Origin of the sequence: Promicromonospora sp. CA-289599, assembly GCF_050936155.1 — a bacterium.
GTDB lineage: Bacteria > Actinomycetota > Actinomycetes > Actinomycetales > Cellulomonadaceae > Promicromonospora.
Genome location: NZ_JBNJNI010000001.1, coordinates 5,985,328 through 6,000,304, shown reverse-complemented (window position 1 = coordinate 6,000,304; position 14,977 = coordinate 5,985,328). Strand labels below are relative to the sequence as shown.

12 protein-coding genes are annotated in these 14,977 nt (G+C 71.3%); 7 read left to right on the top strand and 5 right to left on the bottom strand.

Annotated features, from left to right (window positions below; genetic code table 11):
* Positions 1-18: 18 nt before the first annotated feature.
* On the bottom strand, positions 19-795 hold the full coding sequence (locus ACQEVI_RS26740; protein WP_432905328.1) for an NPP1 family protein: 777 nt from the start codon (positions 793-795) through the stop codon (positions 19-21).
* A gap of 143 nt (positions 796-938) precedes the next feature.
* On the opposite strand from ACQEVI_RS26740, the gene ACQEVI_RS26735 reads away from it, so the two are divergent.
* Together ACQEVI_RS26735 and ACQEVI_RS26730 are read left to right on the top strand one after the other, a co-directional pair.
* Complete coding sequence (locus ACQEVI_RS26735; protein WP_432905326.1) at positions 939-1,547, top strand: sulfite oxidase-like oxidoreductase; 609 nt, start codon at positions 939-941, stop codon at positions 1,545-1,547.
* Positions 1,540-2,334: a ferredoxin reductase gene (locus tag ACQEVI_RS26730; RefSeq protein WP_432905323.1), complete on the top strand. Its 795-nt coding sequence runs from the start codon at positions 1,540-1,542 to the stop codon at positions 2,332-2,334. Before ACQEVI_RS26735 ends, ACQEVI_RS26730 begins: the two co-directional genes overlap by 8 nt.
* 27 nt (positions 2,335-2,361) lie before the next feature.
* Here ACQEVI_RS26730 and ACQEVI_RS26725 read toward each other — a convergent pair whose 3' ends face one another.
* Positions 2,362-4,602, bottom strand: coding sequence for an MMPL family transporter (locus tag ACQEVI_RS26725; RefSeq protein WP_432905320.1), 2,241 nt, complete (start codon positions 4,600-4,602; stop codon positions 2,362-2,364).
* Between the two features lie 184 nt (positions 4,603-4,786).
* Between ACQEVI_RS26725 and ACQEVI_RS26720 the strand changes: the two genes are divergently transcribed.
* Positions 4,787-5,350 (top strand): MarR family winged helix-turn-helix transcriptional regulator, encoded by a 564-nt coding sequence (locus ACQEVI_RS26720; protein ID WP_432905317.1) that lies wholly within the window; start codon positions 4,787-4,789, stop codon positions 5,348-5,350.
* Between the two features lie 13 nt (positions 5,351-5,363).
* Here ACQEVI_RS26720 and ACQEVI_RS26715 read toward each other — a convergent pair whose 3' ends face one another.
* The 3 genes from ACQEVI_RS26715 to ACQEVI_RS26705 form a co-directional block, all read right to left on the bottom strand.
* On the bottom strand, positions 5,364-7,499 hold the full coding sequence (locus tag ACQEVI_RS26715) for a beta-galactosidase (protein ID WP_432905314.1): 2,136 nt from the start codon (positions 7,497-7,499) through the stop codon (positions 5,364-5,366).
* Between the two features lie 73 nt (positions 7,500-7,572).
* The gene (locus ACQEVI_RS26710; protein ID WP_432905311.1) at positions 7,573-8,631 is read right to left on the bottom strand and encodes a LacI family DNA-binding transcriptional regulator; all 1,059 of its coding nucleotides are present in this window, start codon (positions 8,629-8,631) and stop codon (positions 7,573-7,575) included.
* Between the two features lie 192 nt (positions 8,632-8,823).
* Entirely contained in the window at positions 8,824-10,527 is a 1,704-nt protein-coding gene (locus tag ACQEVI_RS26705) for a CBM35 domain-containing protein (protein WP_432905309.1), read from the bottom strand.
* 193 nt (positions 10,528-10,720) lie between these two features.
* On the opposite strand from ACQEVI_RS26705, the gene ACQEVI_RS26700 reads away from it, so the two are divergent.
* The 4 genes from ACQEVI_RS26700 (at position 10,721) to ACQEVI_RS26685 (ending at position 14,972) form a co-directional block, all read left to right on the top strand.
* A complete protein-coding gene (locus tag ACQEVI_RS26700; protein ID WP_432905306.1) occupies positions 10,721-11,743 on the top strand; it encodes a LacI family DNA-binding transcriptional regulator in 1,023 nt (340 codons plus the stop codon).
* A 72-nt stretch (positions 11,744-11,815) separates the two neighbouring features.
* Positions 11,816-13,111 (top strand): sugar ABC transporter substrate-binding protein, encoded by a 1,296-nt coding sequence (locus ACQEVI_RS26695; RefSeq protein WP_432905303.1) that lies wholly within the window; start codon positions 11,816-11,818, stop codon positions 13,109-13,111.
* A gap of 95 nt (positions 13,112-13,206) precedes the next feature.
* Positions 13,207-14,157, top strand: a complete 951-nt coding sequence (locus ACQEVI_RS26690; RefSeq protein WP_432905300.1) for a carbohydrate ABC transporter permease — start codon at positions 13,207-13,209, stop codon at positions 14,155-14,157.
* Entirely contained in the window at positions 14,154-14,972 is an 819-nt protein-coding gene (locus ACQEVI_RS26685; protein WP_432905297.1) for a carbohydrate ABC transporter permease, read from the top strand. Before ACQEVI_RS26690 ends, ACQEVI_RS26685 begins: the two co-directional genes overlap by 4 nt.
* Positions 14,973-14,977: the final 5 nt, after the last annotated feature.

Below are 14,977 nucleotides of genomic sequence, written 5' to 3'. Positions count from 1 at the left end.
CGCTCCGGAGGGTGGGCGCTACGCCGCCGGGTCGAACGGGATCCCGGCGGGCTTCATCCGCTCCAGCCAGTAGGTGAAGTCGCCGTCGTCGATCTTGATGGTCGCCCCGCCGAAGTCGGCGGTCATGAGGCGGTCGCGGAGCGACGTGCTGGGCCAGCCGTCCCAGCCCACGAGCGGCGGGTAGCGCCAGCTGCCGTAGTGGTTCTCGGGCGGGTCGTCGTTGCCGTTCGCGAGCCGGAACAGGTGGGTGCTCGGGCCGTCCTTGTGGAACACGATCTTGGGGTGCGACCCCTCGAACCGGACCTGGGAGCGCGGATAGGTGGCCGATCCGCTGTGCTCCGTGATCGAGACGTGCTCGACCTGGTCCGACGCCTGGTTCACCCACACGACGACGTGCTCCCAGTCGTGCTTGTGGCTCCCGACGGCGATCGGGCCGGCCATGGTCTGGTCCTTCTCGAAGTAGCTCGCGTACATCACCGCGCACCAGCCGTTGTTGCACTTCTCGCGCGAGTAGGTCTGCGAGTTGTCCAGGTCCCACTGGTCGCGGCAGTTCCCGTTGACGGCCCCGCCGATGTTCAGGCCGGGCGCGATGGTGCCGTCGGGGCCGATGGCGGGCGTCGCGTAGCAGCCGTCGCCGTCGTAGTCGTAGGCGGGGGAGAAGGTCTGCTCGAGCCCCGTGGCGTTCTGCGGGAGGTTGGGCGGCGGGTCCGCGTGGGCGACGGCCGCGGGTGCGGTCAGGGCGAGCGCGGTGATCGCGAGCGTGGCGACGAGGCGCGCTGAGAGAGGTCGGTGCATGACTGGCCTTTCGTCGGTCCTGACCGGGTGTGACGACGGCGGGTGAAAATCGCGACAGGTGGATGCTATGGGCGGGTCAGGGGCTGAGCAATGAGGGTGATCCCGTACATGACGTGGTGCCCGCCGTCGCATTACCTTGAGGCATGACCAGCGATACCCCCCTGACCCCCGGCTTCCACGGACGTGCGCGCCCTGAAGGCGTGACACTGCCTCCCGGGCAGTACGCGGAGGAAGGGTTCCCCGTGCTCTCCGCGGGTCCCACGCCCAACGTGAGCACGGAGACCTGGAGCTTCACCGTCACCAACGAGGCGGGTGCCACGAAGTCCTGGACCTGGGCCGAGCTGATGGCGCTGCCCCAGGACACGCCGACCGTGGACATCCACTGCGTCACGCGCTGGTCCAAGTTCGGCACCCGCTGGCGCGGGGTCTCCCTCGACGTGCTGCTCGCCGAGGTGGAGTCCACCGCGGACTTCGCGATGGTGGGCTCCTACGGCGGCTACACCACCAACCTCCCGGTGGCGGACCTCCTGGGCGGCAAGGCGTGGATCGCGCACACCTTCGACGGCAAGCCGCTGCACCCCGAGCACGGTGGCCCCGCCCGGCTGCTGGTGCCGCACCTGTACTTCTGGAAGTCGGCCAAGTGGGTGCGCTCGCTCACCCTCATGCCGACGGACCGGCCCGGTTTCTGGGAGAAGCTCGGCTACCACGACCTCGGCGACCCGTGGCGCGAGCAGAGGTACCAGGGTGACTGAGCTTCGGCCCGCCGGCTCCCGGCTCGGCGACAGGTACGCCGTCCCCTCGGGCTGGCAGGTCGCGACCCTCGTCGAACGCCGGGCAGAGAGCGCGACCGCGATGACCCTCGTGCTCGACGTCCCGGGCTGGCCGGGGCACCTGGCCGGTCAGCACCTGGACCTGCGCCTCACCGCACCCGACGGTTACACGGCAGAGCGGTCGTACTCCCTCGCGAGCGGGCCGACGGCGGTCGGGAGCGGTCAGGTCGAGGTGACCGTCCAGCGCGTGCGGGACGGCGAGGTCTCCCCGTACCTCGTCGACCAGTTCCCGCCCGGTTCCGCCATCGAGGTGCGTGGGCCCATCGGTGGCTGGTTCGTCTGGGACCCGGTGTCCGACGCCGGCACGCCCGTCCTGCTCCTGGCCGGCGGGTCCGGCCTGGTCCCGGTGATGGCCATGGTCCGGGCGCGTCGTGCGGCCGGTGACCGGACGCCGTTCCGGCTGATCTGCTCGGTGCGCACGCCCGAGGACCGGCTGTACACGAAGGAGCTGGAGCAGCTCGTCGCCCGTGGCGACGGCTTCGAGGCCACCACCATCTACACCAGGGCGGTCTCGCTCACCGCGCTCCGCGGTCCGCGACGCCTGACCGACTCGGAGCTGGCTTCGTGGGGCTGGCCGGCCGAGCTGGAACCGCGCGTGTACGTCTGCGGTCCGACGGGGTTCGTCGAGGCGGTCTCGCGCATGATCGTGGCGCAGGGCCACGACCCGGCCCGGGTCCGGACCGAGCGATTCGGTCCGGCCGCGGGCTGAGCGCGGCCCCGGCGGACGGCGGGCCGGCTACCTCCGCCCGCGCGCCAGCTTGGACGGCCACCAGATGGCCCGGCCGATGTCGTAGCCGAGGGCCGGGACAAGGAAGGACCGGACGGCGAAGGTGTCGAGCAGGACGCCGAACGCGACGATGAACGCGAGCTGCGCGAGGAACAGCACGGGGATCACCGCGAGCGCGGTGAAGGTCGCCGCGAGCACCAGCCCGGCCGACGTGATGATGCCCCCGGTGAGCCTCAGCCCGCGCAGCACGCCCTCACGCGTGCCGTGCGCCATCGACTCCTCACGGACCCTGGTCATGAGGAAGATGTTGTAGTCGATCCCGAGCGCGACGAGGAAGACGAAGCCGAACAGCGGCACCGCCGGATCGGCGCCCGGGAACCCCAGCAGGTCGTTGAACACCAGGGCGGCGACACCCATCGCCGTCCCGAAGGACAGCACGGTCGTGAGGACCAGCAGCACCGGCGCGAGCACGGCCCGCAGGAGCAGCATCAGGATCAGCAGGATCACGACGAGCACGATCGGGACGATGAGGGTCCGGTCCCGGATCGACGCGTCGTTCGTGTCGAGGTCGGTGGCGGACTCGCCGCCGACCAGCGCCCCGGGGACCGCGTCGGCGTAGGCGGTGCGCAGGTCACGGACCGTCTGCTCCGCGGCGGCCGAGTCGGCGGCGTCGCCGAGCGTGCCCTGGAGGAGCACCTCGCCGTCGGAGACGGCGGGCTCAGGTACGGCCGGCTCGGGTGCATCACCCGGCGCCCCCGCGGGCAGCTCGGCCGCCTGGACGCCCTCGGCCGTGACCGGGGCGGTCCCGCTCGGGGTGTCCGCCGAGATCGCCACCTGCGCTATCCCGTCCTCCTCCAGCAGGACGTCGGCCGCCCGCTGCAGCTCGTCCTGGGGCGCGACGACGTAGACCGGGCTCCCCGACCCGGCGGGGAAGTGCTCGGCGAGCCGGTCCTGCCCCGTGCGCGCGTCGGACGCCCCGAGGACCAGCTCCGACTGCGGTACGCCCGAGGCCTGGAGCTGCGTGATCCCCACGCAGCCGAGGGCGAGGACCGCCGCCGTCGTGATCCAGATGGTCCGCGGCCGGGTACGGACGGCGCGGGAGACCCGCCCCCACAGCCCGCGCTCCCCGCTGCGCTCCGAGCCGGGCTGCGCCGCGGCAGGGTCGTACGCCGGACGGCGGGGCCAGAACGCCGCGCGGCCGAGCGCGAGCAGCAGCGCGGGGAGCAGCGTGAGCGCGGCGAGCATCGCGAACGCTATGCCGACGGCGGCGACCGGGCCGAGCGTGCTGTTGGAGCGCAGCTCGCTCAGCAGCAGGCAGAGCAGGCCCGCGATCACCGTTCCGCCCGAGGCGAGGATCGGTTCGAACGAGCCCCGCAGGGCCCGCCAGGTGGCGGTCCACCGGTCGGGGGTGCGCACCAGCTCCTCACGGAAGCGCGCGACGTACAGGAGGGCGTAGTCCGTCGCCGCGCCGATGACGAGGATGAACAGGATGCCCTGGGTCTGTCCGCTGAGCAGCAGCACCCCGGCCCGGGCGAGGTGCCAGACCGTCAGCAGCGCGAGGCACAGCGCGAACATGCTCGTCGCGAGCACGGCGAGCGGGAGCAGCAGCGAACGGTAGACCACCACGAGGATGACCAGCACTGCCGCGAGCGCGACACCGAGCAGCAGGCCGTCGATCCCGGCGAACGCGGACGCCAGGTCGCTCGAGAAGCCCGCGGGTCCCGTGATGTAGAGGTCGACGCCGGTCGGCAGGTCCTCGCTCAGCGTGTCCCGCAGCTCGCCGGTGGCCTCGCCGAGGTCCGCGGAGCCGGACAGCGGCACGAAGGCCCGCGCGGCGGCGCCGTCGTCGGAGGGCAGGGGCGGGGAGACGTCGCCGTCCACCACCTCGAGCTCGCCGGCCGCGCTCAGCCGATCGCCGATCGCGGTGAGGTCGTCCTCGGAGAGCTCGCCCTCGGCGCCGCTCCCGGCACCCTCCCCGGCGACGAAGACCACTATCGCGGGCACCGCGTCGTCGTCGGTGAAGCCGGAGAGCCGCTCCTGCACCTCGGTCGCCTCGGCGGTCTCCGGCAGGTAGGCGGTGCGGTCGTTGGAGGAGACCTCGTCGATGCGCCCGAAGTACGGGCCGCCGATCGCCGCGCCCACGAGCCAGACCAGGATGAGCACGGCGGGCAGCGTCACCCGGAGCCAGCGCGGTACGCGCGAACCGGTGCTCACGAGGCGCGCTCCGAGCCCAGGGCCTCGCGCCGGCATGCGGTGAGACCCTGCCGGTCGAGCAGTGCCGGATCCAGTGCCGGATCCAATGACCAGAGCCGCATGCGTCGGTTCCTCCTGTGATGTCGGCCGGGTCAGGTGCCCGGCCGTCCGCATGCCAATTTAGCTAGCCTGGCTACCTGCAAGCAAATGACGCAATAAGGCAAGGGGGTAATATCCCAACGTGGATCCCGAAGCTCTGACCCGCCAGGACGCCGAGCCGTCGATGCTGGATCCGCGCATCCTGGATCCCGATCACGAGATCGTGCGGATCGCGGGCCTTGACGACCCCGACATCGACCAGGTGGTGCGCGTCCTCGAGGGGCTGCGTCGCTGGCGCGAGACCGAGCGCCGGATGAGCGAGACGTCACGGCGCTACATGAAGCTCGGCGAGACCGACATGCGTGCGCTGCGCTTCCTCATCGCCATGGAGAACCACGGTCGCGTCGTGACGCCGGGCGCCATCGCGGAGCACCTGGGCATCACGACGGCGTCGACCACGAAGCTCATCGACCGGCTCGCGGCCGGTGACCACGTGCGGCGCACCCCGCACGCCTCCGACCGGCGCAGCCTCGCGATCGAGGTCACCCCGGAGACGCGGCGCATCGCGCGCGAGACCGTCGGGCGCAGCCACGCCCGACGGTTCGACGCCGCGGCCCGCCTGACCGCCGAGGAGCGGGAGGTCGTCATCCGCTTCCTCGACGACCTGGCGGCATCCGACCAGGACCGGCCTGACGACCCTGCCTGACGACCCCGCCTGATCACACCTCCAGCAGCACCCGCACGTCCCACGGGCCGAGCTCCAGCTCGGCTCCCGCGGCCAGCTCCTCGCCGCTGAGCAGGTCGCGCACCGCACCCGGCAGGACGAAGGTGCTCGGCTCCCAGGACCACGAGTGCACGAACCGCACGCGCTCACCCGCGGGGTTGGTCGCGCCGCCGACCGTCTGCGACGGCCCCTGCGGGCGCCACTCCAGTCCGGCCGCCCCGGCCGACGCCGCGCCCGCACCGCCGTGCGCCACCGCCCACCGCAGCACCGCGCGCGCGAGCGCCGGATCGGGGATCGTGCCCACCGTCGTCACCCGGCCGGAACCGTGTGCCCGGGTGGTCACGGCCGGCCACCGGCCGAAGTGCGGGTGGTCGTAGCGGACCAGCACGTCGGCGTCGAGCACCTGGAGGCTGTCGACCCAGCTCGTCGCGCGGGCGTCGTCGGGCAGCTCGAAGCCGTCCGCGCCCCGCACGGCCAAGGGTGTGTCGATGCTCGCGAACTCGTCGTAGAAGACACCCGCTGCCTCGCTCAGGTGCGCGGGCTTGCGCTCGGCGCGGGCGCGGGCCTCCTCGTCCTCGTACCCGGTGCGGATGCCGAGCACGAGGTGCCCGCCGGCCGCCGCGTACCGCTCGAGCCACGACAGCCAGGCGTCGTCGGCGATCGTGACGCCGGCCGCGACCAGCACCGGCAGGGTGGCCGCCGTCTCCTCGGGCGTGCTGTCGGTCAGCCGGGTGTCGTGCAGCAGGCGGGCCTGCAGACCGGCGTCGAACGCCCCGCGGTAGAAGCTGCCGAAGATCCGGTCGTAGCCGCCACGGTCCGGCCCCGCACCCCCGCCGATCTGCGGGAACTCCGCGAGAGACCACTTGCTGGCGGTGGAGTACACGAGTGCGACGTCGGCGTCCGGGGTCAGGTTGGCGACCGCCGCGCCTGCCGTGCGCAGCTCACCGCCCAGGGCCGCGAGCTGGTGGTAGGTCCGGCCGGGTTCGAGCGAGTGCGGCAGGATCCCGCCCCAGTACGTCTCGGTGCCGTAGGGCAGCGTGTGCCAGTGCCAGTACTCGATCATGGTGGCGCCGCGGGAGACCAGGGCCCAGGCCACCTGGCGCCACTGGCCGTCGTAGGCGGGCTCGTTCTGCCACGGGCCGCCGATCGCCTGTGCGTTGGTCTCCGTGACGAGGTACGGCGCCTGCTTCGAGGAGTACATGCGGTCCGCCATCGCGTACAGCGCCCACGTGCCCGAGGCCATCCAGGACTCGTCCGGGGTGACGGTCAGGGGCAGGGCCAGGTGGTCCCGCATCCGGTAGTACGGGTTGCCGGCGGTCACGTCGAGGTCACGGGTGAGCGCGTCGTCCTGCACGGTGGGTCGGTCGTACGAGATGCAGGTGGTGACGAACTGGTCCTCGCGCGCGTACTCGCGGACGACGTCGGCCTGCCAGCCGATGAAGTCGGTCGTGAGCTGCGCCTGGAACGTGCGCCAGGCCAGGGCGTACTGGGGCTGCGCGTTGCCCGACGGCGTCCAGAGGTCCGCCCAGGTGGACAGGCGGTGCGACCAGTACGTCAGGCCCCACTCGTCGTTGAGCCGCTCGACCGTGCCGTACCGGGTGCGCAGGTGGTCCACGAACCGCTCGAAGACCTGCCGGTTGTGGAAGATCTCGTTGCCCGGCTCGTTGTCCACCTGGTACCCGACGACGGCGGGGTGCTGCGCGTACCGGGCGACGACGGCGCGGATGATCCGCTCGGCATGGAACAGGAACGCCGGGTGGGCGTAGTCGATCTCCTGGCGTGCGCCCCAGCCCATCGCCTTCCCGTCGGCGCGGACGACGTTGATCTCCGGGTACAGCCGCGCCAGCCACATCGGCACGGCGTAGGTCGGCGTGCCGAGGATCACCTTGATGCCGCGCTCGTGGGCGCCGTCGAGCACGGGCTGCAGCCAGTCGAGGTCGAAGCGGCCGTTCTCCGGCTCCCAGGTGGACCAGACGGACTCGCCGACCCGGATCACCGTGAAGCCCGCCTCGACCATCAGGTCCAGGTCCCGCTCGAGCTGCCCGGCGCGCTGCTGCTCGGGGCGGTGGTACTCGTAGTAGTAGGCGGCGCCGAACAGGACCCCGTCGTTCAGGTGGTGCAGTGTGCTCATGCTTGCCTCTCGGGTGGTGGGCCGGAACTTGTCAGACGCGCAGGTCACTCCGGTGACCTGTGGTTCTGACAGGTCAGTGGGTGGCGGACGGCGGTGGCGCGGTGCTCTCGCGGACGATCAGCCGGGCGGGGACCAGCCGGTGGCGCTCCGCGGGCGGACGGCCTTCGATGGTGCCGACCAGGCGGTGCACCGCCAGGCGGGTGACCTCGGCGAAGTCCTGGCGCACCGTCGTCAGGGGGGTGGAGAGGAACTCGGCCTCGGGGGCGTCGTCGAATCCCACGATGCTGACGTCCTCGGGGACCCGCAGGCCGGCCTGCTCGACGGCCCGGACGGCGCCGATGGCCATGTGGTCGTTGGCGGCGAAGATCGCGGTGACGCCGGCGCGGCGCAGCAGACCGACGGCGGCCTCGTGCCCCGACCGGGGCGTCCAGTCGCCGTGCACGACGGGCGGCACCTCGATCCCGGCGTCCGACAGTGCGGCACGCCAGCCCGCGATCCGCCGCGCCGTGGCCGACCAGCCCTCCGTGCCGCCGATGTGGTGCACCGTGCGGTGCCCGAGCGCGAGCAGGTGCTCGACGGCGGACCGGGCCCCGGCCGTCTCGTCGGCGCCCAGCACGAGCTCGTCGGGGCGCGCGATCGCCTCGGTGGCGCTGGGGGAGCCGACTCTCGGGGAGCCGAAGCTGAGCACGGGCAGCCCGTTCGGGATGCGCAGGTCGGGGCGGCCCAGGTCGATCGGCTCGGAGAGCACCAGGCCCGCGATGTCCTGGGCGACGAGCTCGTCGATCGCGGCCTGCAGGTCGCCGACGCCGCTGCCCTGCGTGCGCGCGACGCTCAGGTGGTAGCCGGAGCCGCGCAGCGCGCCGTCGACACCCTCCAGGATCGACGCCGGGCCGTACAGCGACGTGCTCGGCGTGACCATGCCGATGCGCCGGTTGCGGCGGGTCACCAGGGCGCGTGCCGCGGCGTTCGGGCGGAACCCCAGCTCGTCGACGACTGCCTGGACCCTGGCCCGGATCGCCTCGGTGACGTGCGGTTCGCCGTTCACGACCCGCGAGACGGTCTTCTGGGAGACGCCGGCGCGGCGGGCGACGTCGGTCATCGACACCCGTGGTGCGGCACCCGTGGCACCCATGCGCAGCTCCCTCGCTGAACCCTGCTCGACCCCTTGCCGACCCGTTGACTACGTAGTCAACGCCGCAGAGCACATCACGGGTCTGACTAGCCGGTCAAGCCCCCATCTCTCGTGGGGAGGCGCCCGCGTACCCAGTGATCCGGCCCGAACTCACGACGAGTTCGGGCCGGATCACTGGGTAGAAGCGCGCGTCTACGACAGCGTGATGCTGTCCAGCTCCGCGTAGCCCGTACCGCCCCCGAAGTTCGGTGAGCCCTTCGCCAGCCGGATCACGTTGTAGCCGGCCCGCAGCGAGACGGTCACGTTCGTCGTCCCGAACTGGGCCCAGCCCGCCGTCGGCGGATAGGCCACCGTCGAGAACGCGCCGCCGTTGTACGCCAGCCCGTGGGTCGACGTCGACCCGGTGCCGTTCGCGTACCGGACCGCCATCGTGTAGCTGCGGGCCGTGGGCACGTTCACCGTGAAGTCCACGAAGCTCTGCGAGCGCATGTCGGCCGCGCCGTCGATGCCGCCGACGTACGAGCCGTTCGACGCGGCCGACGAGCCCCGGGTCTGCGCGTTCACGACGTTCGCGTTCTCGGCCTCGTAGACCTGCTGCCAGCTCGACGTCGGTCCGCCGGCCGGGGTGACGACCACCTGGTAGGCGCCCTCCGCCGTCATCCCGTTGACCGGGACGGTGACGCTGCCGTTCGACACGGGCAGCGTGGACGTCGACAGCACCGTCGGCGCCGCGACATGGGTGTGCCGGCCGCTGCCGGGCACCGCGTTCACGGTCACCCGGACCGACGACCCGAACGAGCCCAGGCCGTTGACCCGCACGCTGTTGTTGCCGCTGTCCCCGCCGAGCACCACGTTGACGATCTTGCGGCTCGAGTCGTACGCCGCGACGCCGTCGAGCCAGCTCTGCGGGGTGGTGCGCACGATGTTGCCCGCTTGTGCGCCGTACCAGCGGTAGGCCCAGTACGAGGCGGTCGGCTGACCCTGGAGCGTGAACAGGCCGTTGAACGTACCGGCCTCGAACCAGTACGCGCGGTGCGCCTCGCGTGCGCCGTGCCGCTCCAGCACCGAGATCCAGTGCACCGCGACGCTCGGGATGTCCATCTGGTTGAACGAGTTGTACTCGTTGATGGAGATCGGGCGCGGGCTTATGCCGAGCGAGCTCTCGATGGCCCGGTAGTCGGCCACGTGGTCGTCGAACGAGTTCCAGTCCATGTCGCCCAGCTCGTGCCAGACGATGACGTCGGGGAGCGTGCCGGTGTCCCGGGCGTGGGTCAGGAACGACACCATCCGGTTGTGGCTGTAGTGCGAGTCGCTGGGTCCGACGATCGGCGTCACCGTGTCGAGCGACCGGATCAGACGGTGCGTGCGGGTCCAGCCGTCGTTGAACGACCCGGCCGCCGACGTGTTCCAGGTCCAGTCGGGCTCGTTCCACAGCTCCCAGCCGCGGATGTTCGTCGTCGAGGTGGCCGCCAGGCGCTTCTGCACCATGGTGCGGACCTTCTGCTCCCAGTCCGCCCAGCCCTGCCACTGGTAGGGGAACGACGGGTAGATGTCCGGCATGCGGACGAGCTGCTGGGCGCCGGCGCGTGTGATGTTGTCCGCGACGTCGAGCGCGTCGCAGCACGGCTCGGTCGCGCCGTTGCCCAGGTGGGTGGTGCCCGGCGCGGGCTGCGTGAAGCTGTTCGGGCTCAGTGGCAGGAGCTGGTCGGTGGTGGGCTTGGAGTTCGAGCCGACGCCGTACAGGCCGCCCGAACCGACGTGCGTCACGGGCCGGACGACGGAGCCGACGTCGACCGTGAGGGTGTTGCCGGCGGCCTGCGCCGGGCCGGCGGGGGAGACCAGTGCGACGCCCAGGACGAGGGCGAGGATGCTGGCGCGGGACAGGGTGCGTTTCATGGAATCTCCTCGTTGAGATTGCGAACCGGTTCGACTTTCCGGCCTGCCACGACGCTAGTTTCGAACGGTGTGCGCCGCAAGAGGCCAATTTGTCCACTCTTGCGCTTCGCCGAGATCTCTGGTTAGAGTCGAACCGGTTCGCAACGGATGCGAGCCGGCCAGCAACGGAGCGCGCAACAGCACAGGAGGCGGAGTGGCCACCATCGGGGATGTCGCCCAGGCGGCGGGAGTCTCCCGCAGCACGGCGTCGTACGCGCTGTCGGGGAAGCGGGCGATCTCGGCGGACGTGCGCCGCCGGGTCGAGGACGCCGTCCGGCAGCTCGGTTACACACCGAACGCCGGGGCGCGGGCGCTCGCCACGTCGCAGACGATGGTGATAGGGCTGCTCGCCCAGTTCCTCGAGGACGAGTTCGCACCCGCGATGCTCCAGTACATGCTGGGCGTCTCCAACACGGCCCGCGAGCTCGGCTACGACATCCTGCTCGTCACCGAGGCGGACGGCACACGTGCCCTGCGCCGCATCACGGACTCGCGGATGGTCGACGGCGTCGTGCTGCTCAACGTCGCCGAGCGGGACGAGCGCCTGCCGATCCTGCGCGCCGCCGGACAGCCGGGTGCGCTCGTCGGGTTGCCCGCCGACTGCACCGGCGTCGACGTCTTCGACCTCGACTTCGAGGAGGCGGGCCGCCTCATGGTGGACCACCTCCACCGGCTCGGGCACCGCGAGGTGACCCTCGTGTCGCAGCCCGAGCACGTGATCGAGCGTGGCGGCGCCTATGTGTGGCGCCTGCAGAACGCCGCCCTCGAGGCGGCGAAGGCGCGCGGCATCAGGCTGCACACCGTGTCGGCGTCGTCGCACCAGCCCGACGTCGGGCAGGACCTGAACGCCCTGCTCGACACGCACCCCGCCGTCACCGGGCTGCTGATCAACAACGAGGCGGCGGCGGCAGCCCTGCCGACCGTCCTGCACCAGCGCGGGCTGACGGCGCCCAGCGACCTGTCCGTCGTCGGCCGGTACTCGGACGAGTTCGCCCGCACGTTCTCGCTGCCCTACTCCTCGATCGAGAGCGCGCCGGACCGGCTCGGCCGCATGGCCGTGCGCCAGCTCGTGCGCCGGATCGAGGGCGAGGTGGCGGCCGACGAAGCGCACGTCGTGCGGTTCGTGACCCCCGAGCTCGTCGACCGCGGCAGCACCGGCGTGCCGCGGCCGGCCTGACACCCCCCAGCAGACAAGTACCCCCCAGCCGGCCGACGGCGTCGTCGTGCCGGACCTGTTCAAGGAGGAACCATGCACCACACCGCGGCCCAGACCCCGCAGCCCGCCCGGCAGACCAGGCGCAGGCCCACCACGCTCGCGGCCCTCTCCGCGCTCGCCCTGGTCGGCGTGCTCGGCGCGTGCTCGTCCGGCGGTGCGGCCGCCGGCGGCAGCAGCGGCGGCGACGACAGCACCTACACCTGGTGGGACCCGTACCCCCAGCACGACGACGCGTCCGACTGGACCGGCCGGGTGCAGGCGTGCGGCGAGGAGGCCGGCGTCACCATCGAGCGCACCGCCTACGACACCACCGCGCTGACCAACCAGGCGCTGCTGGCCGCGCAGGAGGGCACGTCGCCCGACGTCATCCTGCTGGACAACCCGGCGGTGTCCACGCTCGCGGACACGAGCATGCTCACCACTGTCGAGGAGTTCGGCCTCGACACCTCCGCGATCGACGAGAACCTGCTCGCCGCCGGCGTCGTCGGCGGGGACACGTACGGCATCCCGATCGGCGCCAACACGCTGTCCCTGTACTACAACGCGGAGGTCCTGGAGGACGCGGGCGTGGACCCGGCCTCGATCACCGACTGGGACTCGCTCACCGCGGCCCTCGCCGAGGTGACGGACGCCGGGCACAAGGGCATCACGTTCGCCGGCATCGGCACCGAGGAGGGCTCGTTCCAGTTCCTGCCATGGTTCTGGGGTGCCGGCGCGGACCTGCGTGACCTCGACTCGCCCGAGGCCGTCGCGGCGCTCGAGCTGTGGAAGGGCTGGCTCGACGAGGGCTACGCGCCCAACTCGGTGATCAACAACTCCCAGAACACCGTGTGGGAGGAGTTCCTCACCGGCGACTTCGCCTTCGCGGAGAACGGCACGTGGCAGGTCAACAGCGCGGCCGAGGCCGAGTTCGAGACTGGCATCGTGCAGCTTCCCGCGCGCGACGGCGGCGTCGCACCGGCACCGACGGGCGGCGAGTTCATCATGGCGCCCGTCCAGGAGGACACCGCGCGCTACGACGTGACCCGCCAGATCGTCGAGTGCATGACGACGCCGGAGGGCTTCGTCGAGACCGCGAACACGTTCGCGTACTACGTGCCGCCGACGGCGGACGGCCAGGCCGCGCTCGTCGAGGAGAAGCCCGAGCTCGAGCCGTGGGTCGAGGCCGTGCGCAACGCCAAGGGCCGCACGAGCGACGACCTGGGCGCCGACTACCCGGTGATCTCCGAGGCCCTCTGGACGGCAGTCCAGAACGCCCTCTCGGGCGCGGCTACGCCAGAAGAGGCCCTGAAGACGGCCCAGACAGAAGCGGAATCAGCCACCAACTGACCACCCGCCGCCGTTGAGTGCTGGATATTCGCCCTGAAACTGCCCGTCGAAGGGCGAATATCCAGCACTCAACGGAAAGACTTAAGGAAGCTTTGATGACTGCCATCGTTGCGGCGACGGCGGCCCGTGTGGACCGGCAGCCGACGCCGCACCGGCGCCGCGGGCCCGCTGCCTCCCAGTGGGCCGCCGCCGGGTTCGCCGCTCCGCTGCTCGTGTACCTGATCCTCTTCTACGTCTACCCGCTGTGGCGCAACATCGACCTCAGCGTCCACGACTACACGATCCGCGCGTTCGTCCAGGGCAACGCCGAGTTCGTCGGGTTCGAGAAGTACGCAGAGATCTTCACCTCCGCGACGTTCCCGACGGCGCTCTGGAACACCGCGGTCTTCACCGTCGCCTCCATCGTGTTCCAGTACGCGATCGGCCTGGCGCTCGCGGTGTTCTTCCGCTCCGGGTTCCGGCTGTCCGGGCTGCTGCGGGCGATGTTCCTCGTGCCGTGGCTGCTCCCGCTGATCGTGTCGGCGTCGACCTGGGCGTGGATGCTGAACAGCGACAACGGCATCGTGAACTCGGTGCTGGGCGCGTTCGGGCTGGCGCAGATCAACTGGCTCACCTCGCCCGACACCGCGCTGCTGTCGGTGACGATCGCGAACATCTGGCTCGGTATCCCGTTCAACCTCGTGATCCTGTACTCGGGGCTGCAGAACATCCCGGGCGAGGTGTACGAGGCGGCGTCGCTCGACGGCGCGGGGCCGTGGAAGCAGTTCTGGCGCATCACGTTCCCGCTGCTGCGCCCGGTCTCCGCCATCACGATCCTGCTGGGGCTGATCTACACGCTCAAGGTCGTGGACGTCATCTGGATCATGACCACCGGCGGGCCCGGAGACGCGTCGACGACGCTCGCCATCTGGTCCTACCGGGAGGCCTTCGGGACCGGGCAGCCGGACTTCTCGCCCGCCGCCGCGGTCGGCAACCTGCTGATCCTCGTCGCCCTCGTCTTCGGATTCCTGCACCTGCAGCTCCAGCGCCGTCAGGAGGACTCATGACCAGTCGAAAGCCCTGGTGGAAGACCGCCCTCGGCCTTGTCCTCACCGCGTTCATGCTGTTCCCCGTCTACTGGATGGTGAACGTCTCTCTCACGCGGACGAGCGACCTGCGGTCCGACCCACCGCACTGGTTCCCCTGGGACCCGACGTTCGAGGGGTACACAGCGGTGTTCCAGCAGCAGCTCCCGGCCCTCGGCACGAGCCTGCTGGTGGGGCTCGGCTGCGTGGTGCTCACCGTGGTGATCGCCGCGCCGGCCGGCTACGCGCTCGCGCTGCTCAACCTGCGCGGCGGGCGCACGCTGAACTTCCTGCTGCTGGTCGCGCAGATGATCCCGGCGGTCGTCATGGCCATGGGCTTCTACGCGGTCTACAACAGCCTGGGCCTGCTCAACACCGTCGGCGGGCTGATCATCGCCGACTCGACGGTCGCGGTGCCGTTCGGCGTGCTCTTGTACACGGCGTTCATGTCGGGCATCCCGCGCGAGCTGCTGCAGGCCGCGCGGGTCGACGGCGCGGGCGCCTGGCGTACCTTCCGCTCGATAGTGCTGCCGGTGAGCCGCAACTCGACGCTCACGGTCTCGCTGTTCGCGTTCCTGTGGGCGTGGTCGGACTTCATCTTCGCCTCGACCCTGAACCGCAACGGCGAGCTCATCCCGATCACGCTCGGCATCTACAACTACATCGGCAACAACACGACGCAGTGGAACGCGATCATGGCGACCGCCGTCGTCGCGTCCGTGCCGGCGGCGATCCTGCTCGTCGTGGCGCAGCGGTACGTGGCCGCGGGCGTCACCGCGGGCGCGGTCAAGGACTGACGAGT